Origin of the sequence: Rhizobium leguminosarum, assembly GCF_004123835.1 — a bacterium.
GTDB lineage: Bacteria > Pseudomonadota > Alphaproteobacteria > Rhizobiales > Rhizobiaceae > Rhizobium > Rhizobium leguminosarum_M.
This window is the reverse complement of the sequence record NZ_MZMU01000001.1, coordinates 26,536-52,853: the sequence shown is the minus strand read 5'-3', so window position 1 is coordinate 52,853 and position 26,318 is coordinate 26,536. Positions and strand designations below refer to the sequence as shown.

27 protein-coding genes and 1 pseudogene are annotated in these 26,318 nt (G+C 61.1%); 17 read left to right on the top strand and 11 right to left on the bottom strand.

Annotation, left to right across the window (positions count from 1 at the left end):
- Positions 1-206: 206 nt before the first annotated feature.
- The 5 genes from B5P46_RS00235 to B5P46_RS00215 all read left to right on the top strand — a co-directional run bounded on the left by B5P46_RS00235 (position 207) and on the right by B5P46_RS00215 (position 4,279).
- Positions 207-1,070 carry an AraC family transcriptional regulator gene (locus tag B5P46_RS00235; protein ID WP_129416911.1) on the top strand — a complete coding sequence of 288 codons (864 nt, stop codon included), beginning with the start codon at positions 207-209 and terminating at the stop codon, positions 1,068-1,070.
- A gap of 107 nt (positions 1,071-1,177) precedes the next feature.
- On the top strand, positions 1,178-1,615 hold the full coding sequence (locus tag B5P46_RS00230) for a VOC family protein (RefSeq protein WP_003549520.1): 438 nt from the start codon (positions 1,178-1,180) through the stop codon (positions 1,613-1,615).
- 53 nt (positions 1,616-1,668) lie between these two features.
- A complete protein-coding gene (locus B5P46_RS00225; RefSeq protein ID WP_129416909.1) occupies positions 1,669-2,715 on the top strand; it encodes an ABC transporter substrate-binding protein in 1,047 nt (348 codons plus the stop codon).
- 8 nt (positions 2,716-2,723) lie between these two features.
- Positions 2,724-3,512: an ABC transporter ATP-binding protein gene (locus tag B5P46_RS00220; protein WP_129416907.1), complete on the top strand. Its 789-nt coding sequence runs from the start codon at positions 2,724-2,726 to the stop codon at positions 3,510-3,512.
- Entirely contained in the window at positions 3,509-4,279 is a 771-nt protein-coding gene (locus B5P46_RS00215) for an ABC transporter permease (RefSeq protein WP_129416905.1), read from the top strand. The genes B5P46_RS00220 and B5P46_RS00215 overlap by 4 nt, the downstream gene beginning before the upstream one ends.
- 124 nt (positions 4,280-4,403) lie before the next feature.
- Here B5P46_RS00215 and B5P46_RS00210 read toward each other — a convergent pair whose 3' ends face one another.
- Positions 4,404-5,330, bottom strand: a complete 927-nt coding sequence (locus B5P46_RS00210) for an alanine--tRNA ligase-related protein (protein WP_129416903.1) — start codon at positions 5,328-5,330, stop codon at positions 4,404-4,406.
- A 90-nt stretch (positions 5,331-5,420) separates the two neighbouring features.
- On the opposite strand from B5P46_RS00210, the gene B5P46_RS00205 reads away from it, so the two are divergent.
- Positions 5,421-5,852: an antitoxin Xre-like helix-turn-helix domain-containing protein gene (locus tag B5P46_RS00205; protein ID WP_018070805.1), complete on the top strand. Its 432-nt coding sequence runs from the start codon at positions 5,421-5,423 to the stop codon at positions 5,850-5,852.
- Positions 5,849-6,331: an RES family NAD+ phosphorylase gene (locus tag B5P46_RS00200; RefSeq protein WP_129416901.1), complete on the top strand. Its 483-nt coding sequence runs from the start codon at positions 5,849-5,851 to the stop codon at positions 6,329-6,331. Before B5P46_RS00205 ends, B5P46_RS00200 begins: the two co-directional genes overlap by 4 nt.
- Before the next feature lie 183 nt (positions 6,332-6,514).
- Here B5P46_RS00200 and B5P46_RS00195 read toward each other — a convergent pair whose 3' ends face one another.
- From B5P46_RS00195 to B5P46_RS00170, 6 genes are all read right to left on the bottom strand, one after another.
- Positions 6,515-6,922, bottom strand: a complete 408-nt coding sequence (locus tag B5P46_RS00195) for a type II toxin-antitoxin system VapC family toxin (protein WP_129416899.1) — start codon at positions 6,920-6,922, stop codon at positions 6,515-6,517.
- Positions 6,922-7,176: a type II toxin-antitoxin system Phd/YefM family antitoxin gene (locus B5P46_RS00190; RefSeq protein ID WP_011649626.1), complete on the bottom strand. Its 255-nt coding sequence runs from the start codon at positions 7,174-7,176 to the stop codon at positions 6,922-6,924. Before B5P46_RS00190 ends, B5P46_RS00195 begins: the two co-directional genes overlap by 1 nt.
- Positions 7,177-7,346: 170 nt before the next feature.
- Entirely contained in the window at positions 7,347-8,333 is a 987-nt protein-coding gene (pdxA, locus tag B5P46_RS00185; protein WP_129416897.1) for a 4-hydroxythreonine-4-phosphate dehydrogenase PdxA, read from the bottom strand.
- 55 nt (positions 8,334-8,388) lie between these two features.
- Positions 8,389-9,522 carry an iron-containing alcohol dehydrogenase gene (locus B5P46_RS00180; RefSeq protein WP_129416895.1) on the bottom strand — a complete coding sequence of 378 codons (1,134 nt, stop codon included), beginning with the start codon at positions 9,520-9,522 and terminating at the stop codon, positions 8,389-8,391.
- Between the two features lie 206 nt (positions 9,523-9,728).
- Complete coding sequence (locus B5P46_RS00175) at positions 9,729-11,066, bottom strand: sialidase family protein (RefSeq protein ID WP_245456077.1); 1,338 nt, start codon at positions 11,064-11,066, stop codon at positions 9,729-9,731.
- A gap of 11 nt (positions 11,067-11,077) precedes the next feature.
- Complete coding sequence (locus B5P46_RS00170; RefSeq protein ID WP_129416893.1) at positions 11,078-11,983, bottom strand: dihydrodipicolinate synthase family protein; 906 nt, start codon at positions 11,981-11,983, stop codon at positions 11,078-11,080.
- A gap of 328 nt (positions 11,984-12,311) precedes the next feature.
- Here B5P46_RS00170 and B5P46_RS00165 point away from each other — a divergent pair, with 328 nt between their 5' ends.
- The 7 genes from B5P46_RS00165 to B5P46_RS00135 all read left to right on the top strand — a co-directional run bounded on the left by B5P46_RS00165 (position 12,312) and on the right by B5P46_RS00135 (position 19,947).
- A complete protein-coding gene (locus B5P46_RS00165; protein ID WP_129416891.1) occupies positions 12,312-13,946 on the top strand; it encodes an ABC transporter substrate-binding protein in 1,635 nt (544 codons plus the stop codon).
- A 129-nt stretch (positions 13,947-14,075) separates the two neighbouring features.
- Positions 14,076-15,032, top strand: coding sequence for an ABC transporter permease (locus B5P46_RS00160; protein WP_003552254.1), 957 nt, complete (start codon positions 14,076-14,078; stop codon positions 15,030-15,032).
- Between the two features lie 2 nt (positions 15,033-15,034).
- Positions 15,035-15,991: an ABC transporter permease gene (locus B5P46_RS00155; protein WP_129416889.1), complete on the top strand. Its 957-nt coding sequence runs from the start codon at positions 15,035-15,037 to the stop codon at positions 15,989-15,991.
- Complete coding sequence (locus tag B5P46_RS00150) at positions 15,988-16,995, top strand: ABC transporter ATP-binding protein (RefSeq protein ID WP_129416887.1); 1,008 nt, start codon at positions 15,988-15,990, stop codon at positions 16,993-16,995. Before B5P46_RS00155 ends, B5P46_RS00150 begins: the two co-directional genes overlap by 4 nt.
- Complete coding sequence (locus tag B5P46_RS00145) at positions 16,995-17,987, top strand: ABC transporter ATP-binding protein (RefSeq protein WP_129417124.1); 993 nt, start codon at positions 16,995-16,997, stop codon at positions 17,985-17,987. Before B5P46_RS00150 ends, B5P46_RS00145 begins: the two co-directional genes overlap by 1 nt.
- Complete coding sequence (locus B5P46_RS00140; RefSeq protein ID WP_129416885.1) at positions 17,984-19,048, top strand: four-carbon acid sugar kinase family protein; 1,065 nt, start codon at positions 17,984-17,986, stop codon at positions 19,046-19,048. The genes B5P46_RS00145 and B5P46_RS00140 overlap by 4 nt, the downstream gene beginning before the upstream one ends.
- 134 nt (positions 19,049-19,182) lie before the next feature.
- Complete coding sequence (locus B5P46_RS00135; protein ID WP_129416883.1) at positions 19,183-19,947, top strand: FadR/GntR family transcriptional regulator; 765 nt, start codon at positions 19,183-19,185, stop codon at positions 19,945-19,947.
- 81 nt (positions 19,948-20,028) lie between these two features.
- Here B5P46_RS00135 and B5P46_RS00130 read toward each other — a convergent pair whose 3' ends face one another.
- Positions 20,029-20,481, bottom strand: coding sequence for a DUF421 domain-containing protein (locus tag B5P46_RS00130; protein ID WP_129416881.1), 453 nt, complete (start codon positions 20,479-20,481; stop codon positions 20,029-20,031).
- A gap of 10 nt (positions 20,482-20,491) precedes the next feature.
- Complete coding sequence (locus B5P46_RS00125; protein ID WP_129416879.1) at positions 20,492-21,724, bottom strand: protein-L-isoaspartate(D-aspartate) O-methyltransferase; 1,233 nt, start codon at positions 21,722-21,724, stop codon at positions 20,492-20,494.
- Positions 21,725-21,884: 160 nt separating this feature from the next.
- Between B5P46_RS00125 and B5P46_RS00120 the strand changes: the two are divergent.
- Together B5P46_RS00120 and B5P46_RS00115 are read left to right on the top strand one after the other, a co-directional pair.
- Positions 21,885-22,092: pseudogene (locus tag B5P46_RS00120) on the top strand (glucose dehydrogenase); the annotation flags it as partial.
- Between the two features lie 54 nt (positions 22,093-22,146).
- A complete protein-coding gene (locus B5P46_RS00115; RefSeq protein ID WP_129416877.1) occupies positions 22,147-23,784 on the top strand; it encodes an FGGY-family carbohydrate kinase in 1,638 nt (545 codons plus the stop codon).
- A gap of 51 nt (positions 23,785-23,835) precedes the next feature.
- On the opposite strand, the gene B5P46_RS00110 is transcribed toward B5P46_RS00115, so the two are convergent.
- Both B5P46_RS00110 and B5P46_RS00105 read right to left on the bottom strand, forming a co-directional pair.
- A complete protein-coding gene (locus B5P46_RS00110; RefSeq protein ID WP_129416875.1) occupies positions 23,836-24,447 on the bottom strand; it encodes a L,D-transpeptidase in 612 nt (203 codons plus the stop codon).
- 168 nt (positions 24,448-24,615) lie between these two features.
- The gene (locus B5P46_RS00105) at positions 24,616-25,542 is read right to left on the bottom strand and encodes a LysR family transcriptional regulator (protein WP_129416873.1); all 927 of its coding nucleotides are present in this window, start codon (positions 25,540-25,542) and stop codon (positions 24,616-24,618) included.
- Between the two features lie 268 nt (positions 25,543-25,810).
- On the opposite strand from B5P46_RS00105, the gene B5P46_RS00100 reads away from it, so the two are divergent.
- On the top strand, positions 25,811-26,302 hold the full coding sequence (locus B5P46_RS00100) for a carboxymuconolactone decarboxylase family protein (protein ID WP_129416871.1): 492 nt from the start codon (positions 25,811-25,813) through the stop codon (positions 26,300-26,302).
- Positions 26,303-26,318: the final 16 nt, after the last annotated feature.

Below are 26,318 nucleotides of genomic sequence, written 5' to 3'. Positions count from 1 at the left end.
CATGCACTGCATAATTCTTGCGCATGCGACCAAATTTGCCGAGGATCAACTCCTGCTAGGCCGTGGTGCCCTGTGGCGCGCAGCAGGCGTAAAATCACGATTTAATAGGCACCGTCGGGTTTTATGCTGCGACGTTGATATCTGGCGCGAAGCTTGGCTCCACTTGGCGCGCAACTTGCCTCTCCCCTGCTAGGGAGAATGAAACAATGCCCGATATCGACCCGCAGATTTTCTCAATAAGCCGACCATCCCTCGGAGGCTACAAGGCCTTCGTTCAACGCGACATGATCGTCGAGACCTATCGCAGCGCCGCGGGGCAAATGGTTTCGAGGGGCTCCCTTCATAGAATTTCGATCAACCGCACGGCGCACGGCAAATATGCCTATCGGCTTGGAAGCGGGGCATTCCGCAAAGTTGAGAGGCCGCCGTTCACCCTGGGATTTCAACCGGCCGCCACCGTCCTTGAAGTCGATGGCGATGCGGCGGATTATATCTCGATCTTCCAGTCACCGGCGCTCTACAGTGGCATTGGCGGCTCTCGTTTCGATCCCGAGCATTGGGATAGTGATGCGCTTAGCGCGACGACTGATCCGACAACGCTGCAGGTCGCGCTCTCCCTTGCATTTGCCGCCGAGAAGACCGGGCGCGACGACCCGCTTTTGATGCAACATCTGGGAATGGCGCTCGCCTGTTGCGTTGTAAAACTGCTGGGCGCCAAACCCGAAGCCGGCGATCGTCCACTGACATCGGACAATCTCCGGCGTGTGATCGATTACATCGAGAACCTGATTGGCAAATCCGATCTGGGTGTCGAGGAACTGGCCGGGGTGGCCCATATGAGCCCCTTTCACTTCAGCCGGGAATTCAAACGGGCGGCCGGCATGGCGCCGCATCGCTTCGTTCTCGAACGCAGGATCGAGCGGGCGCGCCTTTACCTCGCCGATGGCAAGGAGACGCTTGCAAACATCGCTTATGCCACCGGCTTTTCCAGCCAGGCGCATTTCTCCAGCGTCTTTCGCCGTCTGATGGGGGCGACCCCGAAGGAATACCAACGTTCGGTCCGTCTTTGATCCGGCTCTTGCCGATGACAGATCAGCAGCTTTGCGAAAGACAACCGCACGAATTTGAAATCTTTTGAGGCTGCGGTCTGCGAGGCTTCTCCCATCAGGAGGCCCGTATGACCGCTTTTGCCCAAACCAATCCGATTACCGACATTTGCTTCCTGGTCGAGGATATCGACAAAGCATCGGCCTTCTATGTCGAGCGACTTGGCTTCAAACCTCGCCGCCGTGCTCCCGGCTTTGCCGATTTCAAAGGGGCAGGCGTGACGCTGGCGCTGTGGGAGATCGAGCATATCGCCGAGAATACCGGTGTCTCAAGCCGCCGTGCGCCTCCAGGTGCGCACAAGGCCTGCGCGGCCATCGAGCTCGCCTCGCCAGAGCAGGTCGATGCTGCCTATGCGGAGCTGAAAGCTGCGGGCGTACTCTTCCACGCGCCGCCGCAGGACTATGTCTGGAACGCGCGATGCGTCTATTTCGCCGATCCTGACGACAATCTCTGGGAAATCTATGCGTGGTCCGCAGGCGGCCCGATCGGTGACATCGACCCGCAATAGCGACTGCAATCGGCCGGTCGTCCAATAGTCCAACAAGGGGAAAGGCAAGCAAAATGAACGGGGATGACAAACAAATCGTGGTCGGCAGGCGTACCGTCCTGAAGGGCGGAGCATTTGCCCTTGCTGCAGCGACGGCAGGGATCAGCGTGTTCGTGCCGCGTCAATCGAAAGCCGCCGCATCCAAGGTCGTCATCAAATATGACTGGCTGATGAGCAACGGACAGATCGGCGATATCGTCGCCGTCAAGCAGGGCCTGTTTCAGGCCGAGGGTCTCGACGTCGAATTTTCTCCCGGCGGTCCCAATTCGGCGACGGTGCCGCCCGTGATCACGGGTGATGCGCAGCTCGGCCAGTTCTCGGATTCGGCACAGCTTCTTCTTGCCCGCGCATCCGGCGTGCCGATCAAAATCTTCGCCTGCGGTTTCCGCATGGCGCCTTTCGCCTTCTATTCGCTGCCCAAGGCGCCGATCCGCACCGTCAAGGATATGGTCGGCAAGCGCATCGGCATCCAGCCGACCGCCCGTTACGTGCTCGATGCCATCCTGCTGAAAAACGATATCGATCCCTCGAGCCTGACCATCACCAATATCGGTTTCGACATGACGCCGCTGATGACCGGTCAGGTCGATGCGGTCACCGGATGGATCACCAACACCCAGGCCCTTTCCATCATCGGTCCCGACCGCATCGATCTGATGATGAAGGACACGGGCCTGCCGTCTTACGCCAATGTCTATTTCGCCACCGACGAAGCCGTGACCGGCCATGCCGAGACGCTGGCAAAGGTGCTGCGCGCCGTCGCCAAAGGCTGGGCCTGGACGCACGAACATCCTGAAGAGGCGGTCAAATTGGCGGTGGAAGCCTATCCGCAGCTCGACCTTGCCGTGGAGCTGAAGACGGTGCCGCGCATCCTGTCGCTGAGCTTCGATGCGACAACGGGCAAGGATGGCTGGGGCAGCTTCGATCCGGCCGCCCTTGCCGAGCAGATTTCAGTCTACGACAAAATCGGCCAGTTCAAGAGCGGCGCGCCGAAGCTGGAGGACTGCTATACGACTGAGATACTCGACATGACGGCGGACGCCCGCCCGAAGATTGCGTGAGAGCGGATTTGCCTGAAGCAGCGGCTATCGAAACCAAGGATCTGGCAATCGGTTATGCCGGCGCTGGCGAGACGACCCGCATTCTCTCCGGCGTCAACCTCAGTGTCGGCAGGGGCGAGTTTCTGACCATTCTCGGTCCTTCCGGCTGCGGCAAGTCCACCTTCCTGCGCGCGGTGGCGGATCTTCTTCCGCCGCTCGATGGAGAGCTGTCCGTGCTTGGCAGGACAGCCTCGGAGGCGCGCCGCCGGCGCGAGGTCGCCTTCGTCTTCCAGGACGCAACGCTGCTGCCGTGGCGGACCGTCAGGGAGAATGTCGAGCTGCCGTTGCAGGTGGGGAAGAAGAATGTCTCGCGATCGGTCGATCCACGGCCCGACCACTGGATCGAACTGGTCGGTCTGTCTCATCTCTCCGACCGCTATCCGCATCAATTGTCGGGGGGCCAGCGCCAGCGCGTCGCCATTGCGCGCGCGCTTCAATGCGAGCCGGACATCCTGCTCATGGACGAACCCTTCGGTGCGCTCGACGAGATCACCCGCGAACGACTGAACGACGAGCTTCTGGACGTCTGGCGCCGAACCGGCACGACCATCCTGTTCGTCACCCACAGCGTCGTCGAGGCGATCTATCTCGGCGGACGCGTGCTGGTCCTGGCGGCCAATCCGGGCCGCGTCCAGGCGTTGATCGATCTTGCACCGTTGAAAGACGAGCGCGGCCTCTGTCGGCGCGAGAGCATCGATGTTCAGGAGACCGCCGCCCGTCTGCGAGGATCGCTGCAGGAGGGGAGTTCGGCTGCATGACGCATCGTCCGTTGTCACTCGCCGAGGCAATCGGCCTTCCTGTTATCGGCGCCCTCTCGCTGCTTCTCGCCTGGCAATGGCTGGTGCCGGCTCTCGGTATTCCGGCCTATATCGTTCCAACGCCGCTGGCGATCCTGCGCACGCTTGGCATCGAATGGCGCTTCCTTTTGTCGAATGCGATCCCGACATGGGGTGAGGCGGGCCTCGGCTTCCTCTTGGGCAATAGTCTCGCTGTGATCCTGGCGGTTGCCTTTGTCTATAATCCGCGGTTCCAGGCCGCGTATTTTCCCGTTGTCCTGCTCTTCAACACCATCCCGGTGTTGGCGCTTGCGCCGATCATCATCCTCATCTTCGGCCTCGGCATGCTGCCAAAGGTCATCATCGCTGCTCTCATCTGCTTCTTCCCAACCCTGGTGAATACCGCCCGGGGCCTCAATCTGGCGACTGCGAGCGAGCTTGACCTGATGCATGTGCTTTCGGCGAGCGGGTGGGAGACGTTCTGGCGCCTGCGCGCCCCACGATCCGCCCCGTTGCTCTTTGCGTCGCTGCGCATTTCGGCAACCACCTGTGTGATCGGCGCGATTGTCGGGGAGTGGATCGGCTCGAACCAGGGGCTGGGTGCTGTCATCATCCAGTCGACATTCAACTATCAGGCGGAAAGGCTTTTTGCCGCCGTCGTGCTCGCCTCTTTCTCCGGCATCGTCTTTTTTGCCGCTGTTGCCCAGATCGAGCGGATTTTCCGTCGGCTGCAGCTGGGGCGAAACTGAAAGCGTTCAATGCGGGCAGCACATGACGACCTCGTCGCCTGGGCAAACAGGAGATGGCCGAAACGCTAACGCTTTCCGGAATATGGCAAGGCCCCCCGCTTTATCTGCGGGAGGCCTCGATCCGCTATTCGTCCATCGTCTCCCGGATGTCGGAGAGATCGATGCCATGGGTGTCGAACCACCATTCGGGGCTCATGTCGGAATGGCGGTCACGCAGACGCAGATATTTGGCGTGCAGCCGCTTCTGGCGTTCGACCTCTTCCTTGAAGAAGGGGTGATCGAGTGTGCCGCCCATCTTGTGGATGCGACGGAGCAGTTTTCGCAAGACGTATCCCTGCTCCTTGTTGCCCGGCCGGTAGCTGCTTTCCACGATGGTCATGACCGTCTCGCACAGTGTACCGAGCGCATCGTCTTGCGGCGTGCCGTTGACGATCATGTCGAGACGCTCAAGACCGAAGCCGACGTCGATACAGCTTCCGAGCGGATTGACGATGTTTCCGATCTCGACGCCGTCCTTGTAGAACTCGGTGCAGTATCCGCTGATGCTGCCATCGCTCCACATGCATTCCGGATCCGGCACAATGGGCACGCGCCCGCGATAGAGCGGCGTCCATTCCACCAGGCGGTCGGGATGGATCGTCACATGATCCGGCACGAGCGCCACCGTTTCCAGAAACTCGAGCCAGAAATCGACGGCATTGCCGACGGTCATTTCCCTAAACGAGAAAAGGCCGAGCATGGTGAAGTGGAGAAGGTGAGTTCCGTCGCCGATCTCGTCGAGGTCGCCCATGCGCAGGCAGGCCTGGCTGTTTGCGACGGTTCCACTATGGGAGGGATCGGTGAAGAGGGGCTTGTACTGCTGCATTCCAGCGCTGCAGAAGAGCGTGGTATCATCATGCGGCCGTACGGATTCTATGCGTATGAAATCGATGCCCTTGGAAAGGCAGAAGTCTTGATATTGCTGGATCAGGCGTCCCGCGGTGACATAGGCAACCTCCTTCGTTGTTCGTGTGCCTTGCGAAAAGATAGCGGTCCCCCGCGCGCATGGCAATCGGCTGCTATCGAAGATAAGCCGAATGGCACTCTTGAAGATTGGCTCACTTGAGGCTAAATATAACCTCAAGTGAAAAGGAGCTTTGCCATGATGGGATTTGCAGTCATCGCCGACGTTCTCGGACTGCCCGCCAGGGAACCGGCGTCGCGCTCAGCCTTTGGCCTGCTCTCAAGCATCGAAGAAGGTTTGCCGGTCAAGGCGCTTGATCGCATGGCGCTGCTTCTGGCGCCTGATGATACCCAGTTCAAATATAGGCTCGTTCCAAAGGCCACCTATGAGCGGCGCAAGTCCAAGCATCGGCTCTCCTCCGACGAGGGCATAAAGCTCGCGCGTCTGGCGCGCGTCTGGGGATCGGCGCTCGATGTCTGGCAGACAGAGACCGAGGCGCGCGATTTCCTGTTTCGGCCGCATGCAATGCTCGAGGACAGGCGGCCGATCGACGTGGTCATTCAGAGCGAGATCGGCGGCGAGCTCGTGCTCGATATTCTCGGAAGCCTGAAATACGGCAGCGCTGCGTGAGTGCACAGGTTCTTGACCGCACACTGACATCCGTCCGCATCGGAGATCCCCATGGAACCTATCCGATCTTCGACGCCACCGGTTCGACCATCGCGCCGGGCCGGTGGAACACATCGGGCAGCCCAATCATCTACACCAGCGAGCACTATTCGACCGCGCTGCTCGAAAAGCTCGTCCATGGTAGCGGAAGGCTGCCGCCCAACCAGCACTATGTCACGATCACCCTGCCGCGGGGGCTAAGCTACGAGGTCTTCTCCGAGCCTGCGCTGCCCGGCTGGGACAGCATGCCAGCAAACGTCAGCAAGGCTTTCGGCGAAAAGTGGTGCCAGGAAAAACGCAGCGCCATCCTGCTGGTGCCAAGCGTCGTCGCCCGCGTCGACCGCAACATGCTGATAAACCCGGCCCACCCGGAATTCGCGTTGATCACAGTAAGCCTCCACCAACCGGTCTTCTGGGATCGTCGCTTGTTTGGCATGTGATGGGCCGGGCGATGCAATCAGCGTTTCCGCAGAACAGACCAAAACGCCGGGCAGACGAGACTTGGTCAGCAGATCACGATGCTGCCACCAAACGCACCGACAAGAGCTCTCGGCCCGACGTAGCCGGATCCTTTATCCAAAGACACAGGAGGCCCTTTTAAAGGAGGTGGCTGCCTCGACTGCTCACGCGTCCGTCTCCCATGGATTTATCGCCGCTGCGCCGATGTCGTCAAAATCGCCGACATTGCGAGTGACGACAATCAGATCATGAACGATCGCGGTTGCGGCGATCAGCCCGTCGATATCGCCACGCGGCCGGATGGCGGCGATGCGGCCCCATTCGACGGCGATCTCGTTGGTCACCGGCAGGATCCGGTCGCCATGATCATAACGCAGCTTGCGCAGCCACTCGGTGAGATGCGCCGCGGTCTTCGGATCCGATTTCTGTTTGAGGGCAATGCCGCGCATGATCTCGCCAAGCGTCAGCGCGCTCAGGTGGATGGTGAGCGGATCGACGGAGCGCAGCCAGGAGACCACCTGCGGTGTGCCGCGTCGCGCCTCCGAGACGATGTTGGTGTCGACCAGATACATCAGAAGGCAACGTCGCGGCTTGGAGTCTTGTTGCGTGCTTCGACCGCATCGGCGAACTCATCGTCCCAGGCCGGGCCGCCGAGCAGGTCGTCGACGAGCGTCGGCCTGCCGGCGCGCAGGGCGTCGTAGTCGCGGGCGGACAGAACGACGGCCGTGCGTTCGCCGCGCACGGTCACCACCTGCGGCCCTTCTTGTCGGGCCTTCTGCACGACCTTCGAAAATTGGTTCTTGGCGTCCTGCAGTTGCCATTCCATCGATTCCGCTCCTAGCTAGACTGTCTAGCTATGTACGTGCGGAATGCCGGTGCGTCAACGGCAGAGCGTGCCTGAACGACTGAGTCCGGTTTCTGCTATTAGGTGTCATAACGAGGTTCGACATCGTTGTGTCGTCGATCGGCGCCTGTCGGTCCTTCTGAAAGCCGCGATCACGCTCTCTGCCGCGGCGAGCGAGCCATCAGCCTGGCGTAGGCGATGGCCGACAGCATGTTGACGTGGTTGGCCTTGCCGGTGCCGGCAATGTCGAAGGCGGTGCCGTGGTCGACCGAGACGCGGTCGATCGGCAGGCCGAGCGAGACGTTGACCGCCGTGTCGAAGGCGACGAGCTTGATCGGGATGTGGCCCTGGTCGTGATACTGGGCGATGACCAGATCGAAGGCGCCGTTATAGGCGCGGGCAAACACCGTATCGGCCGAGATCGGCCCGACGACGTCGATGCCCTTTGCCTGCGCCTGCTCAACGGCGGGCGCCAGGAACTCCATGTCCTCGGTGCCGAACAGGCCGTTTTCGCCGCAATGCGGATTGAGGCCGGCCACGGCGATGCGCGCTGTCTTGCCAAGCCGCAGGAAGTGCCTGTGGCCGGCTTCGATGGTCGCCAGCACCCGCTCGGTCTTGGCGCGCTCGATCGCGCCCTTCAGCGAGATATGGGTCGAGACATGGATGGTGTTCAGCCGCTCGGAGGCAAGCAGCATGAAGGAGCTCTTCGAGCCGGTGAGATGCGCGAGAAGCCCGGTATGGCCGTCATGGTGATGGCCAGCGAGGTTCATCGCTTCCTTGTTGATCGGCGCGGTGACGATGACATCGGCTTGCCCCGACATGGCGAGATCGACGGCGCGGGTGATATAGCGCACCGAGGCATCACCGGCGACGGGGCTGACCTTGCCGATCTCGGGGAGGGCGGCGCCGAGCGCGACTTCGTCGACGGCGATCCTGTCGTCACCGGGTGCATCGGCAGGCCCGAACCGCAGTCCGGTGCCGGTGACGCGGTCGGCGCGTTCCAGCGCTTCGACATTGCCGACGATGACGAAATCGCGGCGCTCTTCCCTCGGAAGGGCTGCCAAGGCCTTGACGATTACCTCGGGGCCGACGCCGGCCGGATCGCCGAGCGTCACGGCGACTTTCGCATTCCTGTCCATCGATAGAATTCCTTATGAAAACCCTGTCTCAATCAAAGAATTAGAGCATCATGCTCTAGAAGGCAGCCGCGTAAATCGCGCGAATGTCGGCGCGAGAGAGATCTCGCGGATTGTTATCGAGCAGACGGCGAATGGCAAAGGCGTCGTCGGCCATGGCGTCGAGATCGGTTTCCGGCACGCCGAGGCCGGAAAGCTTCATCTCGATGCCGAGTTCGGCGCAGAAAGCGTAAGCCGCATCGAAGACGGAGGTGACGTTGCCGGAGGTTTCACGCCCAAGCGCTTCCATCACCGCCTTGGTTTTCTCAGGCGCGGACGGTGTATTGAAGGCGAGAACATGCGGAAAAATCAGCGCATTGGCCGCGCCATGGGCCACATGCCAGCGCGTGCCGAGGGGATAGGCGAGCGCATGGCCGCCGGCGGTGTTGACCGGGCCGAGGCAGAAGCCGCCGTAAAGCGAGGCGAGCGAGAGGCCGGCACGCGCTTCGGCGTCGTTGCCGTCCGTGACAGCACGGGCGAGATATTTACCGACGAGGCGCGCTCCCTCGATCGCATAGATGTCGACCATCGGATGGGCCTTGCGGTTCGTGAAGGCCTCGACGCAATGGGCCATGGCATCGACGCCGGTGGCGGCCGTCGTGCGGGCCGGCACGCTGAAGGTCAGAGCCGGATCGATGACGGCGATATCGGCCAGCATATGCAGGCTTTCCACCGCAAGCTTTGCCATCGTCGCGGGATCGGTCACGAGCGCACGGATGCCGGCTTCACTGCCGGTGCCCGATGTCGTCGGCACCTGGGCGAGCGCCACCTTGCGCGGCCCATGCACCTTGTTCGGACCCACGACCTCGTGCAGCGTCTGGACGGAGCCGGCAAGCACGGCGGCAAGTTTTGCCAGATCCATGGCGCTGCCGCCGCCGAAGCCGACAATCAGCTCGGCATCGGCGCGATTTGCCGCCGCCAGGACCTTTTCGAGATTGGCCGTATCCGGCTCAGGCGTCACGTCGGCAAAGACGGTTACTTCGCCCTTCAGCTCCAGCACGTCGATGCGCGAGGCGTTGAAGGCATCGGAGATGACAAGCGTGCGCCGATAGCCCTTTTCGGCCGCCCATTTGCCGAGCTTTCCCGCGGTGCCGACGCCGAATTCGATCAGATGCGGCCGAACTATCGTGATCGGCGAATCCAAGCTGGCCATGAACCAGTCCTCCCTGCAAGATCTTGCGGCAATATCGTCGCCCTCTTTAATGTAAAGTTGTAAGATCAATGTCAAGTCGGCATTCCGGCGAGCGGAATTTTTTGTCATCTGATGTGCGATCGGGCGCGCTTGAAGACGGTGTTGCCGTGCTAATATCGGTAAAGATATCAGGGTATTATGAAATCGGTGGTGATGAAAACGGCATGTCAGACACAGCTGGCCATCATCTTTGCGGCGGCAGTGAATAACCCAACGCTGTTGTCAAATTTTTCGGCAGTCAACTCACAGCCGTTGTCATCCTGCGTCCTTTCGCATGCGAGCGGATGCGGGATGACAATTTTCTGGCTGCCGCTTTGTTTACGGCATGAATTGCGGGCGAGGCTGATATATTTGATGGCGCGCCGGTAGTAGGTGTAGGCGATATGGAGCGTGCCGTCGCCGCCCTGGACGATCGAGGGATAGGAGAATTCGCGGTTCAGCGAATCCTTCGAATTGTTGCTGAGGCAGAAGCCGTCGCCGGTATCGAGATCCACGCGATGCGGAAAGCTTCTGCCGCCATCCCTCGATATCGCAAGACTCAGAGGCGCACGCGGAACACCCCAGACGGCCTTGCGTGCGCTGTTATCGGCAACGACGGCGGGCTCTCCAGCTTCGCCATCCTCGATTTCGTCATAGAGAGACTGGCGCCGCGCATCCGACATCGCGGCGTTCGAATGGTTGTAAACCATTGCGATTGTTCCATCATTCAGGATCGTGGCCTGGATCGAGGAGTTGTTGTTCGGCAGTTCGGCGGGCTCCGGCGCACTCCATGTTTCGCCGCCATCGGATGATCGGCTGGAAAGGATGTTTTCGGCGAAACGGTTGCGGTAGAAGGCGATCATCTCGCCGCCGGCAAGCGGCAGGATGTTCATGTGCACCGCGCCAATACTGTCCGGAATATCCCGCATTTGCCAGCTCGCGCCGCCATCACGCGATATCAGCACCGCAGCCGTATCGGCATTGCCGCTCCAGCGCTGGCCGTTCAGGCCGATGCAGCGGAAGACCGGAAGCAACCAGTCGCCCCTGCCGTTGACGACGATCTGCTGGCGAACGAAGGTGCCGGGGCTGTCGCAGAGAATTTGGACCGGGCCGAAGGTCTGGCCGCCATCGTCAGAAATCCGGCATTTGACAACAGAGCCGTCCTGATTTCCGAAGGTCTGGGAAGTATAGAGCAGCCATACTTTTCCGTCCGGAGCATTGAAAAGCAACGGGTTTTGTTCGGATTTCTCCGGGTCGTCGCTCATCTTTTCTGGCACGGACCAATGCTCGCCGCCGGGCGCCAGGTGCGACATGTAAATCGAGATATCGCCCATTCCCTCCATCGTGCCGCCGAACCAGACGCAGGTCAGCGTGCCGTCGGGCAGAAAGGCGAGATTTGCGGCGTGGTTCTGGATGCAGGGGGAGGGCAGATAGGCATCCGCACGACCCTCGACGATGGGGTGATGGGCAATGGTCCCGGTCATCAGGGCCGGAACGGCTTCCGGGGGCAGGCCGGTGAAGTTCATGACGGATCTCCTCAGGGCAGCTTGGCATAGCTTTCGGCGAGTGCGGCATAGTCAGCATCGCCGAGCGGCATCAGCGGCGCACGTGTGCGCTTCCAGGCGGGATTGCCGGTCTTCAGTCCCACCATCGCCTTGATGGTCGGGATCTGGACGTAGGAATTGGAAAGCGTGCGATAGGCGTTGATGCGTACCTGCGCCGCCTCGACATCGGCGGCGCGCGCCTCGTCATGGACATGGTCGTAGACGGTGCGCAGCGAATTCGCCACGAGATTGGAGGTGGCGGTAATGCAGCCGGCGCCGCCGGCCTTCAGCAGCGGCAGCAGCAGCGGATCGGCGCCTGCGAGTACCGAGAAGCCGGGATAGGCGGCGATGATCGCCTGCATGTTGTTGAAATCTCCCGCAGATTCCTTGATGCCGACGACCGTTTCCGGGAAGGCCGCAATCAGCCGCCCGATCAGCGGAATGGATAGCGCAACGCCTGAGACCTGCGGAATATGATAGAGGATGACCTGCAAGCGCGTGTTGGCGACCTTCTCCAGCACCTGCGAATAGGCGGCGAAGAGACCATCGTCGGAGACGCCTTTGTAGTAGAAAGGCGGCAGCATCACCACCTTGGTGACGCCAAGCGACAGTGCGTGCCGGGTGAGTTCCACGGTCTCGGGGATGGCGACGACTCCGGTGCCTGGCAAAAGCCTGTCAGCAGGAATGCCGGCCTTCAGCGCGGCTTCCAGAATGGCGCGGCGCTCGGCGCCCGAGAAGGAATTGGCCTCGCCCGTCGTACCAAGCAGCGCCACGCCATGGCATCCCTCGGCCAGCAACTGCCGGCAATGATCGGTGAAAAGGGCGAAATCCGGCGTATTCTCTGTTGTCAGCGGCGTTGCGGAGGCGCTGAAAACGCCTGTAATCCTGTGATGGCTCATTCCGCCCTCCTCGGCGCGTCCTGTCTTGCCGGCCCATGTGAGAACCTGGCCGGCTGCGCATTCCAATTGTCATTCGTCTGTCGCGATGGAGTGCAAAGAACTTTTCCATTGCTGCGCTTTTGTCAAGAAGACAAAATGCGGTGACGCCGCTGTGAAAAGTTATCTATATGTTATAACTCATATATTTTCAGGAGAAAATTTTGTTCGAATTGAAATCGCGATTTTTTGTTGACATATTTACAATAACGAGAGAACGATACGGAACGGATTGTGCTGCGCCTGGCGGGTGCAGGGAGAGCGCTGCCGAATTCACTCTGGGAGGAATGCCATGTCTGATCAATCGGATAAAACCAATATGTCACGTCGTAACGCGCTGAAGCTCGGCCTTGCGGCCGGCGTCGGCCTCACCGTTTTCGGGATGAATGCCCGCATCGTCATGGCCGATGAAGGCCAGGTCCTGAAGGTCGCGCATCCGGCCTTCGACCAGGACTGGTCGCCGCTGCGCGGCGGCGGCAGGACGTTCCGCTGGAATTCAATCTGGTGGGCATCGCCGATGTATTTCGACACCCAAGGCAATATCAAACCTTACGTCTTCACCAGCTGGGAATCGGCTGACAATACGGTTTGGACCTTCAAAATTGACCCCAAGGCCGTCTTCTCCGACGGCAGCAAGATCACCTCGGCCGACGTCAAGGGATCGTGGGAAGTCGCCTCGATGCCGAACACCAAGAGCCAGCGCGCCGACCAGGTGCTGAGCAAGGTTAAGGGTTATGCCGAAATCTCCGCCGGCTCCGGCAACGAGCTGACGGGTGTCGCAACACCCGACGAGGGGACGGTCGTCGTGACGCTGGCCGCCGCCGATCCGATCTTCTTCATGCGCCTGGCAAACCACATCGCGCCGATCACCAAGGCATCGCAGTCGCGCGGTAGCGACGGTGAGGAGATCATCGATTGGTATAAGCCTGACAATAAGCCGGTCTTCTCAGGTCCCTTCAAGCTGACGAGCATCGATATCGACGCCGGCAAACTCACTTTCGAGCCGAATGAGAACTTCTTCGGACCGAAGCCGAAGCTTGCGCGCATCGAGGTCACCTCGATCGAGGACAATGTCAGCGCGACGTCGCTGATCAAGTCGGGAGAGTTCAACGCCCATACCGAACTGATCACCTCGACCATCATCCAGGATCTCGGCCCGGAATTCTCGGCCGGCCCGCTGATCCCGACCAGCCAGCACTTCTGGTTCAACATTTCCCGTGCGCCGATGGACGACCCGAAAGTCCGCCAGGCACTGATCATGGCGGTCGATCGCGATGGCCTGTTCAAGGCCTCCTATCCCGACGGGCCGCATAAGAAGGCGGATCAGATCCTCAACTCGGTTCCGGGCGCGGAGAATTCCGGCTTCGAGCCCTATCCCTATGATCCGGAGGCTGCCAAGAAGCTGCTTGCGGAATCGACCTACGGCGGCCCGGAGCGGCTGCCGAAGATCCTGTTCGTCGGCATCTCGGGGCCAGCCATTCAGGCTGCCGCCCAGTTCATTGCCGAGCAGTGGCGCCAGAATCTCGGCATCACTGCCGTCGACATGAAACCGCAGCAGGATTCCTATGCGGGCCCGGATCAGAACTCGGTCCAGATATTCCGCGACGACGTCGGCACCCGCGTGCCGGATGCCGTCTCTTATCTGGCAGGCAGCATCGCCTCGACCTCGTCGAACGCCCAGAACAAGCTCGGCGGATATAAGAACGACAAGGTCGACAGTGCCCTTGCCGAGGCCACGACCAAGGCTGCAGATGATCCGCAGCGTATTGCTCTCGCTCAGGAGGCCCAGAAGGCGTTCCGCGAGGATTGGGTCTTCATTCCATGGTATTCTCAGGCGATGTCGCGCTGGGCCACCAAGGACGTCAAGGGCCTGGAAAAGAACCTTGACTGGCAGGTCGTCGAACCCTGGAACATTTCCATCGGTTGATCCGGCGGAACCGTCCCAATCGGCAATACCCCGCGCGAAGGCCGCAAGGCCTTCGCGCAAGTTTCAAGAAGAAGAGATGCGATCGCAGCCAAAAGCGGGAACGCATCGAACAACAGGTGAGAGGTGGCCATGCTGCGCTACGTGCTAACCCGATTTGCCATCTGGATTCCGTCCGTTCTGGTGGTGATGCTGGCGGTCTACGCGCTGGCCTTCTATGGCGCCGGCGATCCGATCAAGCTGATCTTCCTGCGCGCGCCGGGCGACGTCGCCTATAATCCGCAGCGCATCGAAGCCATTCGCGAAAGTGCCGGCCTCAACAAACCCTTCATCGTCCAGTTTGGCCTTTACATCTGGAACCTGCTGCACGGCCAGTTCGGCAATTCGCTCACCTCGGGCCGCTCCGTCTGGGCGATGGTCTCGGCCGCGGCCCCCGTCTCCTTCCAGCTTGCTCTCTGTTCCATCATCCTGACAGCCGTCGTCGCGATCCCGCTCGGCATGATCGCCGCGCTCAACCAGAATTCACGCATCGATTATGCCATTCTGGGCTCCGCGCTCTTCCTGTGGGCGATCCCGGCCTATGTTGCCGGCCCGCTGCTGATGGTCGGCCTCATCGTGCTGCTGCCGGGTGCGAGCGTGCCCTATGGCTGGGGCGGCATCCTCGATGTCCGTATCCTGCTGCCGCTGCTTGTCCTTTCCTTCCAGCCGATCGCGCTGATCGTGCGTCAGACGCGTGCCGCCGTCATCGAGGTGCTATCGGAGGATTTCGTCCGGACCGCCCGCGCCAAGGGCGTACCCGAGATCATCGTGGCGTTGCGCCATATCCTGCGGCCGGTGCTGACGCCCGTCGTCACGCAGCTCGGCCTGATCATGATCACCATCGTCAATGGCGCGATCTTCGTCGAACTTGTTTTCGGCCTGCCGGGCCTCGGCCGGTTGACGGTGCAGGCGCTGATCAATTCCGATTATCCGGTCATTCTAGCGATCACGCTGATCGGATCGTTTCTGGTGATGGTGTCGAACCTCCTGGTGGATGTGCTCTATCCGCTGCTCGATCCGCGCGCCAATGATTCAAGAAGGAGCCGCTGACCATGTCCGCAATCCCTCTTTCCACCATCGAAACCGTCGAAGAGCCGGTCAGCCTGTGGCGCGACGCCTGGTATCGGCTGAAGCGCAACAAGCTCGCCGTCTTCGGTCTCGTCATCGTCGTGATCCTCGGCTTCACGGCGATCTTCGGGCCTTATCTCACGCCCTATGACTATCTGAGCCAGGATCTCAACGCCCGCAATGTATTGCCGTCGATGAGCCACCTCTTCGGAACCGACGATCTCGGTCGCGACGTCTTCAGCCGCGTGGTCTTCGGCACGCGCACCGCTTTCCTCGTCGCCGTCATCGTCACCGTCTTCGCCGTGGTGATCGGTCTCGTGCTCGGCGCCGTCGCCGGTTTCTTCGGCAATCCATTCGATCGCATCATCATGTGGCTGACCGACGTGACGATGTCGGTTCCCAACCTGCTGCTCGTCGTCGTCATCAACGCCTCGCTGAAATCGCCGATCAGCAAATGGATGGAAGCGCGTTATCTCGAGACCCTCAATCCCTTCTATCGCGAAACCATGTGGGTGGATTTCGCCCTCGTCTTCGGGTCTATGGCGCTGATCTCCTGGCCGCCATACGCTCGGCTCGTGCGCGCCCAGGTGCTGTCGATCCGCAGCCGGCCCTATATCACCGCGGCCCAGGCGCTCGGGCTTTCGAACTGGATCATCATCAAGCGTTATGTCATTCCGAATGCGCTAGGCCCCCTGATCGTCTCGGTCAGCGCCGGTCTTGGCACGGCGATGGTGCTGGAAAGCGCCTTCAGCTTCCTTGGCGTCGGGGTCAATCCGCCAACGCCGAGCTGGGGCAACATGATCTCGGACGGCCTGCGCGTCTGGCAGCATTATCCGCATCTTCTCGCCGCTCCGGCGGCCGTGCTCGGCCTTGCCTCGGTTGCCTTCAGTTTCCTCGGCGACGGCCTCAACGACGCGCTCAATCCGCGGGGCAGCAAATGATGGATACGAAAAGCACCAACCGCCTGCTGGATGTCAGGAACCTCACTGTCGAAGTCGACGGCCGCAACGGCCCCGCCATCGTCGTCGACGGCATCGATCTCCATGTCGACAGGGGCGAGACCCTTGGCGTCGTCGGTGAATCCGGCTGCGGCAAGAGCCTGACCATGCTGAGCCTGATGCGGCTCCTGCCGAACAAGATCAAAGTCACCAAGGGATCGGCGACATTTGACGGCCGCGACCTGCAGACGATGTCGAATAGAGAACTGCGCAAGGTGCGCGGCGGCGATATCGGCTTCGTCTTCCAGGATCCGATGACCTCGCTCAATCCGGTGATGCGCGTCGGTGCCCAGATCTGCGAGCCGCTGATCTATCACCGCGGAATGAAGAAGACGGAGGCCCGCGCCCGTGCCGTCGAGCTTCTGCGCCTTGTCGGCATTCCCGGCCCGGAAGAGCGCCTGCAAGCCTATCCGCACGAGCTTTCCGGCGGTATGCGCCAGCGCGTGATGATCGCGATCGGCCTTGCCTGCAATCCGAAGCTTTTAATTGCCGACGAGCCGACAACGGCGCTGGACGTCACCATCCAGGCCCAGATTGTCGATCTGGTGAAGGATCTCAGGGCCAAGCTCGGCATGTCGGTCGTCTGGATCACCCATGATCTGGCGCTGATCGCCGGCCTCGTCGATCGCGTCGCCGTGCTCTATGCTGGCACGGTGGTCGAGGATGCGCCGGTCGACGAGCTCTATGCCCGCCCGAGCCATCCCTATACGCGCGGCCTGCTGTCATCGATCCCGAAGCTCTCGGACCCGCCGGCAAGCCGGCTGAGCTCGATCGGCGGCACGCCGCCGGAGCCTGGCCGCCGGCCGAAGGGTTGCCCATTTGCGCCGCGCTGCCCGCTTGCCGAGAACATTTGCCACGAGAAGGTACCACAGCTCGAACCGTTGAGCGGCAGCGCCAATCACCGCGCCGCCTGTTTCGTCGTCCAGAGAATGCAGGAAGCCGCATGATGGGTGCTCAACCGCTGCTCAAGATCGAAAACCTGGTCAAGCATTTCCACGTCAAGCTCGGCGCCTTCGGTGAGCGTTCGGCGACCGTCTATGCACTCGACAATGTCAATCTCGACATCATGGAAGGCGAGACGCTGAGCCTCGTCGGCGAATCCGGCTGCGGCAAGTCGACGACCGGCTTCACCATCCTCAACCTCTACAAGGCGACCAGCGGCAAGGTTGTCTACAAAGGCCAGGATCTCGCGGCGCTCGACGAAAAACAGATGCGGCCCTTCCGTCGCGACCTGCAAATCGTTTTCCAGGATCCTTATTCGACGCTCAATCCGCGCATGACGGTGGGCGAGGCGATCGGCGAGCCGATCCTCTTTCACAAGCTCTGCACCAAGGCCGAACTGAAGGAGAGGGTGGCGACGCTGCTCACAGATGTCGGCCTGCCGACGCGGTTTGCCCAGCGTTACCCGCACGAGCTTTCCGGCGGCCAGCGCCAGCGCGTCGTCATTGCCCGGGCACTCGCCTGCCAGCCGAAATTCATCGTCTGCGACGAGGCGATCTCGGCGCTCGACGTGTCGATCCAGGCCCAGATCATCAACTTGCTGCTCGATCTTCAGGAAAAATACGGGCTGACCTATCTCTTTATCGCCCATGATCTCGCGGTCGTGCGCCATATCAGCACCCGTGTCGGCGTCATGTATCTCGGGCGGCTCGCCGAACTCGCCACCCGCGAGGAACTTTTCGACAATCCGCTGCATCCCTATACCAAGGCTCTGCTGTCGGCCGTTCCGGAGACCGATCCGGAGCATGAACGCACACGTCAGCGCCAAATCCTGCAGGGTGATGTGCCGAGCCCGCTGAACCCGCCGTCGGGCTGTCGTTTCCACACGCGCTGCCCAATCGCCATGGATGTCTGCAGCAAGGTCATTCCCGCGTGGAAGGAGGCGGAGCCCGGCCATCTTGTCGCCTGTCACGCCGTCAACACCGGACAGACCGCATGACGCTGAAGGCCGCCATCATCGCCGATGATCTGACGGGCGCGCTCGATACCGGCACGCCCTTCGTCGAAGCCGGCCTTTCGGTTGCGGTCGCCGTCGATGTCGAGGCCGCGGAGGATGCGATCGCCACCGGCTGTGACGTCGTCGTCGTCAACACCGCTTCGCGCGCGCTTGGCGAACCGGAAGCTGCCGAAAGGGTCCGCTTCGCGACCGCGGCACTTCGCGGCGTGAAGCCCGCAGTCGTGATGAAGAAGATCGACTCCCGGCTGAAGGGCAATGTCGCGGCGGAAAGCCTGGCGCTGGCCGATGCGCTCGGCCTGGAGACCATCCTGGTGGCGCCCGCTATTCCCGATCAGGAGCGTGTGACCTACAGAGGCTGTGTTGTCGGCCGCGGCGTCGACAAGCCACTGCCGATCGCCGATCTGTTCGAGGGCCGTGCGGGCAATGTTGCTGTTGCCGATGCGGAGGACGATAGTGATCTCGACCAGATCGTTGCCGATCATGACTGGCGGCTGACGCTAGCGGTCGGCGCACGGGGTCTGGGTGCTGCACTTGCCCGCCAGCTCGGCGAGACGGGGCAGCCGCCGGTGCCGGAATTTGTAGCGACCCGGCGCAGCCTGTTCGCCTTTGGCTCGCGTGACCCGATTACCGCTATCCAGATGGACCGGCTCGAAGCCTCGGGTGTCCTGCGCATGGTGGTGGACGCGCCGGTGGGACAGGTCGAAGGCGGGGAGGGAATGGCGCTGCCGGCACTGCTGCGCTGCACCGGCGATATGACAGCGGATGCGGCATTGGTCGCCCGCCGTTTTGCGGCAGGCGTAAGATCGGTTATCGACGATACCAGGCCTGATATGCTGATGGTCGGCGGCGGCGATACGGCGCTTGCCGTTTTCCAGGCGCTGGGGGTCAGAGTCCTGGCGCCGAAGGGCGAAATCGAAGCTGGCGTGCCGTGGTTCGATGTCACGGCAGCCGACGGGCGGCATTTTCGGTGCGCCGTGAAGTCGGGGGGCTTCGGCACTCCCGATAGTTTGATAAGACTGGTCCTTTGGAATCGGGCGGCATAGAACAGGATGATCTTAGGCCGGGTCGGCCTAAGATCATCCTGTTCTAAATTCTGTAGTGAGAGCATGATGTCGTCCGAAAACCGCTCACACTTTTCGGCATCATGCTCTGGTAAGATACCGTCGGGGAGAATGACGTGGCTGAAGTGAATGGCGAATCTTTGAACGCGGAAGCCGGCCCGCCGGGCAAGCCCGAACGCGGCAAGGCCGTCAAGCTGGTCGATCGCGTCCTCGATCAGTTGCTCGAGCGTATCCGCGGCGGAAACTATCCGCCGGATTCACGCCTTCCCGGCGAGCATGAGCTTGCCTCGATGCTGGGTGTGTCGCGGCCGATCGTCCGCGATGCGCTGGCGCGCCTGCGCGATCAGGGCATGGTCTATGCCCGGCAGGGCGCCGGCACCTTCGTCAGCGCGCATGGATCGCCGACGACGCAACTTGCCTATTCGCCGGTCAAGACGATCGCCGACATTCAGCGCTGCTACGAATTCCGCCTGACGATCGAGCCGGCGGCGGCCTATTTCGCCGCCAAACGCCGCAATGAGCAGGCGATCCAAAAGATCGCCAGCGCGCTTGCGGATCTGCGCGAGGCGACCAGCCATCAGCTTCACCGCACCGACGCTGATTTCCTCTTCCACCGCGCGGTGACGGAGGCTGCCAACAATCATTATTACACGGCCTCGATCGATGCGCTGAAGGCCCATATCGCCGTCGGCATGCATCTCCACGGCCTCTCTTTGCTCGGCCCCCGCCAGGGGTTGGAACAGGTCTATGAAGAGCATAACGCCATTTACAAGGCGATCGCCGATGGCCGGCCTGACGATGCGCAGAGACTGATGAAGGCGCATCTCGAAGGCTCCCGGGACCGTTTGTTCGAGGGCAGGGTGCTCGACCTATCCTTCTGAAACGCATCCCAAGCAGCTGGCAGCTCGAAATGCCAGAGAGTTCATCCCCTTAACTCGGGATGTCTTCTTCGTCGTCAATTGTCAGTCGGATTTCTGCTTCCTGATGATGCTGATGTTGCCGCTCACTTCGAGGATGGCAAATTTTATCTCCGTCACGCTCTCGATGCCTTCCTGGCTTCGAGCCGCTTGCATGACATCTTCCTTTTGCAGCCGGGCGCCTTTGAGCGCGCGTTCGTCGTAGACGCCATCCGTCACCAGAACGGTTGGAACGCCATCGATTATATGAGCTGCGCGAGGCCACCACCTCTTCGCGTAGGACAGGCCGATGTCGGTCGTAAACAGCGTGAGGATCAAGATGACGGCGTTGGTGATCGAGAAGTCATCGCCCAGCATCGCCTGTTGCGTGGTTTCCGAGATCACCAGCACGATGACCAGATCGAACGGCGTCATCTGGGCCAATGTCCGTCTTCCCGACAGACGGATGATCACGAGCAGCGTGAAATAAATTGCCAGTCCGCGTAATACCGCATCCACCGTGCCGCCCTCATGGAAAGATGAAAGTCGATTGGGTGCGCGTCTCGCCGCCCATGCCGATGAGGGCGCGACGAGGGCCGGGGAGTTGCGTTTGCAGACGGAAGACGATCTGCGTCGGCCCAGCCGGGTCGGCGGGGAACACATAACCTATCCGGCCGTCGCGCGCGAAGGTCGCCTTTTGGGGCGGATCGATCCCCTGGACCGAAAAGCTTTGAAGAAAGGCGGGATCGATCGTGAAGACCCTGTCTTCGGATGACGGCGTGAAGGTCACGGTCATGTCCTCGGGGGCATTCCATCGGGAGATGACGGGAAAATCCACGGATCCTTCGGGCAACAGCAGTGTTTGCCGCGAAAACGGACCGCCTCTTCCCAGCAATCCCAGCAAGCAGATCACCAGAAGAAGCGTGAACACGATCCAGGAAAAACGTTGAACAGCCCAGAACCGTTGCTGAAATTCGCTATGATCGAGCACACCTTCCGGCAGCGCGGGCAATTTGTCTATCTTTCGCATGCCCGCTCCCTGTCCGTCATGCGGAGAGCTTGGCTCGGAGGCAACCGTTCCCGGCAATGAGGGGGCCGTCGCCGTATACATCGGATGGGTAGCTGTCCAGGCGTCTTCCCCGATCAAGGGGACGAACAGCACCCCGCCGAGATCCTCTTCCTCGAATGCGGCGTCCCCCGTGCGCGTGAGGCGTTTCAGGCGCTGCCCTTCACCGCGGCCGACCGGAATGATGAGCCGCCCTCCGAGCCCCAGCTGTTCTTTCAAGGCGGTTGGCACCTCTGGTGCACTCGCAGAAACGACAATGGCATCGAAGGGGGCGGCTTCCGCCCAGCCCTTGCTGCCATCGCCGACGCGAACGTCAATGTTGCGGTATCCCAGTTTCTCGAACCGTTCCTTGGCCTCAAGCGCCAGCCTTTCGTGGCGCTCGATGGAGTAGACATGCCTGGCTACCCGGCTCATGAGGGCTGAAGCGTAGCCGGAGCCTGTTCCGACCTCGAGCACTGTGTCGCCGGCATCCAGATTGGCCTTTTCGAGCATCAAAGCCACGATGAACGGCTGCGAAATTGTCTGGCCTTCGCCGATCGACAGCGGCGCATCCTCATAGGCGAATTCCTCGGAGCCCGGAGGAACGAATTTTTCGCGCGGCACGGTGCGCATGGCCTCGATCACGCTTGGATCGCGAATGCCACGACGCGTCACGTGGTGCTCCACCATGCGATCTCGGATGCGCGTCATATCCATGGGTCAGCTCCACTTGTCGCCGATTGCATCTGGGGGCAAACTTCGGGGCGGTGCAAAATGTAAAACAAATGGGCGACCGGAGAGTTCCTGAGATGCGCAGGCGCACGTGGAAATAGCGTTCATGGCGTGGCAGCAGCAGTTTCCGCAGGAATGACGGCCGTCAGGCGTCGTGCCGGTCGCGTAGGAGCCGACCTACACGGCCTCGAAATTCGCAGATCAGGCCTTCGTCCATTCTGGAGGAGGCGCTGGCCAATGGCAGCCTGATGCAGTCGAAAGAAGTGGCCGACGCCGTCCTTTTCATCCTGTCGCGGCCGCGTAATGTGACGATCCGCGATCTGGTGATTCTGCCGAACAGCGTGGATCTGTAAACGCCGGCCCAGACTGCAATTAGCCTGATCCTTGCCGATTTCAAAGGAGAGACCATGAGCGACACATCTCGCACGCCAGAAGCGGATGCCAAACATGTCATCGGCGTCGACGTCGGTACCGGCAGCGCCCGCGCCGGCTTGTTCGACCTGACCGGCCGGATGCTTGCATCCGCCAAGCGAAATATCACCCTGTTTCACGAGCCGGGTTCCATGGTTGAGCAATCGAGCACCGAGATCTGGGCGGCCGTTTGCGCGGCAGTGCGCGACGTGGTTTCCTCGGCCGGAATCGATCCGGCGTCCGTCATGGGGCTTGGGTTCGATGCCACTTGTTCGCTCGTCGTCCTTGGCGAAGGCGGCAAGCCGCTTCCCGTCGGGCCTTCGGAAGATCCGAACCGGGACATCATCGTCTGGATGGACCACCGCGCCGTGCCGCAGGCGGAGCGCATCAATGCGCTCGGCCATGACGTCCTGCGTTACGTCGGCGGCCGTATCTCGCCTGAGATGGAAACGCCCAAGCTTCTCTGGCTGAAGGAAAATCGCCCTGAGGTTTTTGATGCCGCGTGGCAATTCTTCGACCTTGCAGATTTCCTGACCTGGCGAGCGACTGGCGATCTGTCGCGTTCGACCTGCACGGTCACCTGCAAATGGACCTATCTTGCCCATGAGAAGCGCTGGGATGAAGATTATTTTCACCAGATCGGCCTCGGCACGCTCGCCGACGAAGAGTTTGCCCGCATCGGGCAGGCTATCGTCGAGCCCGGTTCGGCACTCGGTCGAGGACTGACCGCGGCTGCAGCCGGCGAGCTCGGCCTGAAGCCGGAAACGCCCGTCGCTGCCGGACTGATCGATGCCCATGCGGGCGGAATCGGAACCGTTGGCACGGGTGCCGGTCCACAAGCCAATCTGGCCTATGTCTTCGGCACGTCCTCCTGCACGATGACATCGACAGCTGAGCCGTCGTTCGTGCCCGGCGTCTGGGGCCCCTATTATTCGGCCATGGTGCCGGGACTATGGCTGAACGAGGGTGGCCAGAGTGCCGCCGGCGCTGCGATCGACCAGCTGCTCTCCTTCCATCCGGCTGCCGCAGAAGCGAGGGAGCTTTCGAAGAAGGCGGGCGTTCCGTTGCCGGTTTTGCTTGCAGATATGGCCGCCCGAAAGGCGGGCCGTTCCTCCGACGCTGTCACGCTTGCGAGCGGACTGCACGTCGTTCCCGAGTTCCTCGGCAACCGCGCGCCCTTTGCCGATCCGCATGCCCGCGCAATCATTGCCGGTCTCGGGATGGAGGACGATATCGGCAGCCTGGTCTCTCTTTACGTCGCAGGGCTTTGCGGTATCGGCTACGGCCTCAGGCAGATCATCGAGACGCAGGCCGATGCGTGCGTTACCATCGAAAACATCGTCATCAGCGGTGGCGCCGGCCAGCACGACTTCGTTCGCCAGCTGCTTGCCGATGCGAGCGGCAAGCCGGTCATCGCGACAAAGGCAGAAGAACCGGTCCTCCTGGGGGCCGCCATCCTGGGCGCTGTCGCCAGCGGGCTGTTTGCGGATGTGCGCGAAGCGATGACTACACTCTCGGCCGTCGAAACGACATTCCTGCCATCAGAAGGGGAGATCCCTCGTATTCATGACAAGCGCTATGAAGGATTCAAGGAGCTTCAGGCTCTGGCGCGCAAGCGGCGTATCGACGGTTAGATATCCCAACGCCGATCCGCAGAGGTCCATCAGCGATCGATCGGCTGACAGCTAGCGTCGAACAATGACCTTGGTTCCCGGCTGGACGATCTCGTAAAGCTCTTCGACATCTTGACGGTACATTCGAAAGCACCCGCTCGACGCGTTGGTGCCGATGGACGAGGGGTCGTTGGTGCCGTGGATGCGCAGCAGGCCATCGGCGAGATAGATCGCTCGGGTTCCGAGCGGATTGGCGGGGCCGGGCTTCACGACCGCTGGAAGCCGAGGGTTCTTCTGCCGCATGCTGGCCGTGGGTCGCCATTCAGGATGTGCTCGCTTCGACACTACCCGCGTAGATCCATACCATTGCTTGCCCTCACGGCCGACCGCGATGGGGTAAGCGAATTGCTCACCCCAAGGGGTGGTGTAAATGAGCGTATGCTCGCTCGTCACGATTTCGATGGTTCCTTTTGCACGCCCTGTCGGCGGTTGCCTGCGATCATGCAGGGGCTCTTGATAGGGAGGCGCCGGATCGTAATCGAGTGGTGGCGGATAGGGGCTGTAGGGATCGTCGTAACCGTATCCACCAAAGTCGTCATATCCATCATACGGCCCATAGATCTGGGCTTGAGTCTGAAAGACCGTTAGCAAAAAGGCCGCAGCCACGAGAGCCAGCAATCTCATCTTGTCGCCATCCGCTTGTTGAACAAGCTTGATTGGGCCGAATTCTGTGGCGGCACTATGACTGCTGGGCTGCAGGATTTGAAAAGCTATTGCCGCTGATAATGCTGCGGTAGCTCGATCGGGCGCCTCCGGTATAGAACAGGAGCGGGCTGAGACCGATCCTCGTCCTCAGCCGGCCTCGAAAGACGGTTCATGTCCATTCCTGTCGGAGCGATAACGCATGTGATCGACGAGGGCGCGCAGCTTCGGAGGCAGATTTCGGCGATCCGCGAAATAAAGAAAAAATCCTGGGAATGGCGGTAGGTAGTCCTCCATAAGCGACACCAGTTCCCCCCGGTCGAGATATGGCCTGAACGTCTCTTCCATGCCGAATGTCACGCCTCCGCCGGCGCACGCCGTCCGCACCATGACCCCCATGTCGTTTGTCGTGATCCTCGGATTGACGGCCACGTCGAATTCCCGACCATTCTCCTCGAACTCCCAGCGATACGGCGCCACATCCGGCGCCGGACGCCAGCCGATGCAGCAGTGCCGCGAAAGCTCTGATGGATTTGCGGGCCTTCCGAAGCGTTCCAGGTAAGACGGCGCGGCGACGACGAGCTGCCGTTGGTTACCAGAGACCGGTATCGCGATCATGTCCTGCTCAATCACTTCTCCGAGCCGCACACCCGCATCGTAACCCTCGGCGACGATATCGAACTCCTCATCCGTGACGTTTACATCGACTTGCACGCCCGGATAGGCGTGCGTGAAGCTCGCAAGCAGCGGCCCGGAAATAAACCGCTCGGCAATCGACGATACAGCGAGCCGCAGGAGTCCTGTCGGCTGGGAGCCCCGATCCTGGGCATCATCCAGTGCCAGTTCGACTTCGGCGACTGCGGGCCCAACGCGCTCGTAAAGCCGCATGCCCGCTTCAGTCAGGCTGACGCTCCGCGTCGTGCGCTGGATGAGAGCAACTCCCATCCGGTCTTCCATCCGTCTGATCGCCTGGCTTACCGCCGAGTGGGTGAGGCCGAGTCGCTCAGCCGCGCCGCGGAAACTTTTCGCTTCCGCGACGGCGAGGAATACGGATACGAGCTTTAGATCGATGGCCATTGGTCAGAAAAGCTTACCAAGCTTGTCACCATTCGTAAATTGTTTCGCCGCCGTGTCCGCCGTACTTTTGGTTCAAAGGACATTCGGGATGAAAATCCACACCTCTCTAACAAGATATCGGTCGCTGGTCGCTGCGGGCTTCGTTCCATCGCTCTCGCTCGGCCGGTCACATTTAGCAAAGGTCTGGGTTGGGGCGCTGACGAAAGCGGAGCGAGCCGGGTCCTCAGGTCTCGCGTCCGAAAAATGGACCGAACAAGGAGAAACTTCCATGTATCAGAATATCCGCTCACACTTTGCAGCCGCAGGTACTGCGGCGCTCTTGGCCGTGTCGCCGGATGTGGCCTTCGCTCAGACTGTGGAGGAGCGTCGCGAACGCGGTGCTGCTGTCATCCGGAGCCTCAACAACGGCACGACACAGCCAAATTTGGAAGCGATGCGGCAAGAGTTTCCGTTCCTCGCCGAAGCGACCGAAGCCTACGCTCTCGGAGACGTGTGGTCGCGCCCGGATCTCGATAACCGCACGCGCCAACTCGCCGCCGTCGCTGCATTTGCGGCAATGGGCCTGACAGACTTGATGAAGGTTCATGCCGGATATGCGCTCAACATCGGCGTTCCCAAGGAGGAGCTCAAGGAAGTGATCTATATGATAACGGTTCCGGCAGGCTTTCCCCGTGCCATTGCTGCGTCGCAAGCACTGTCTCAGCTTTTTGCTGAGCGATCGGACGCCGACGACAATAAGCCAGCGGGAGCCAGACCGTAGTCACGGTCTTGAAGCT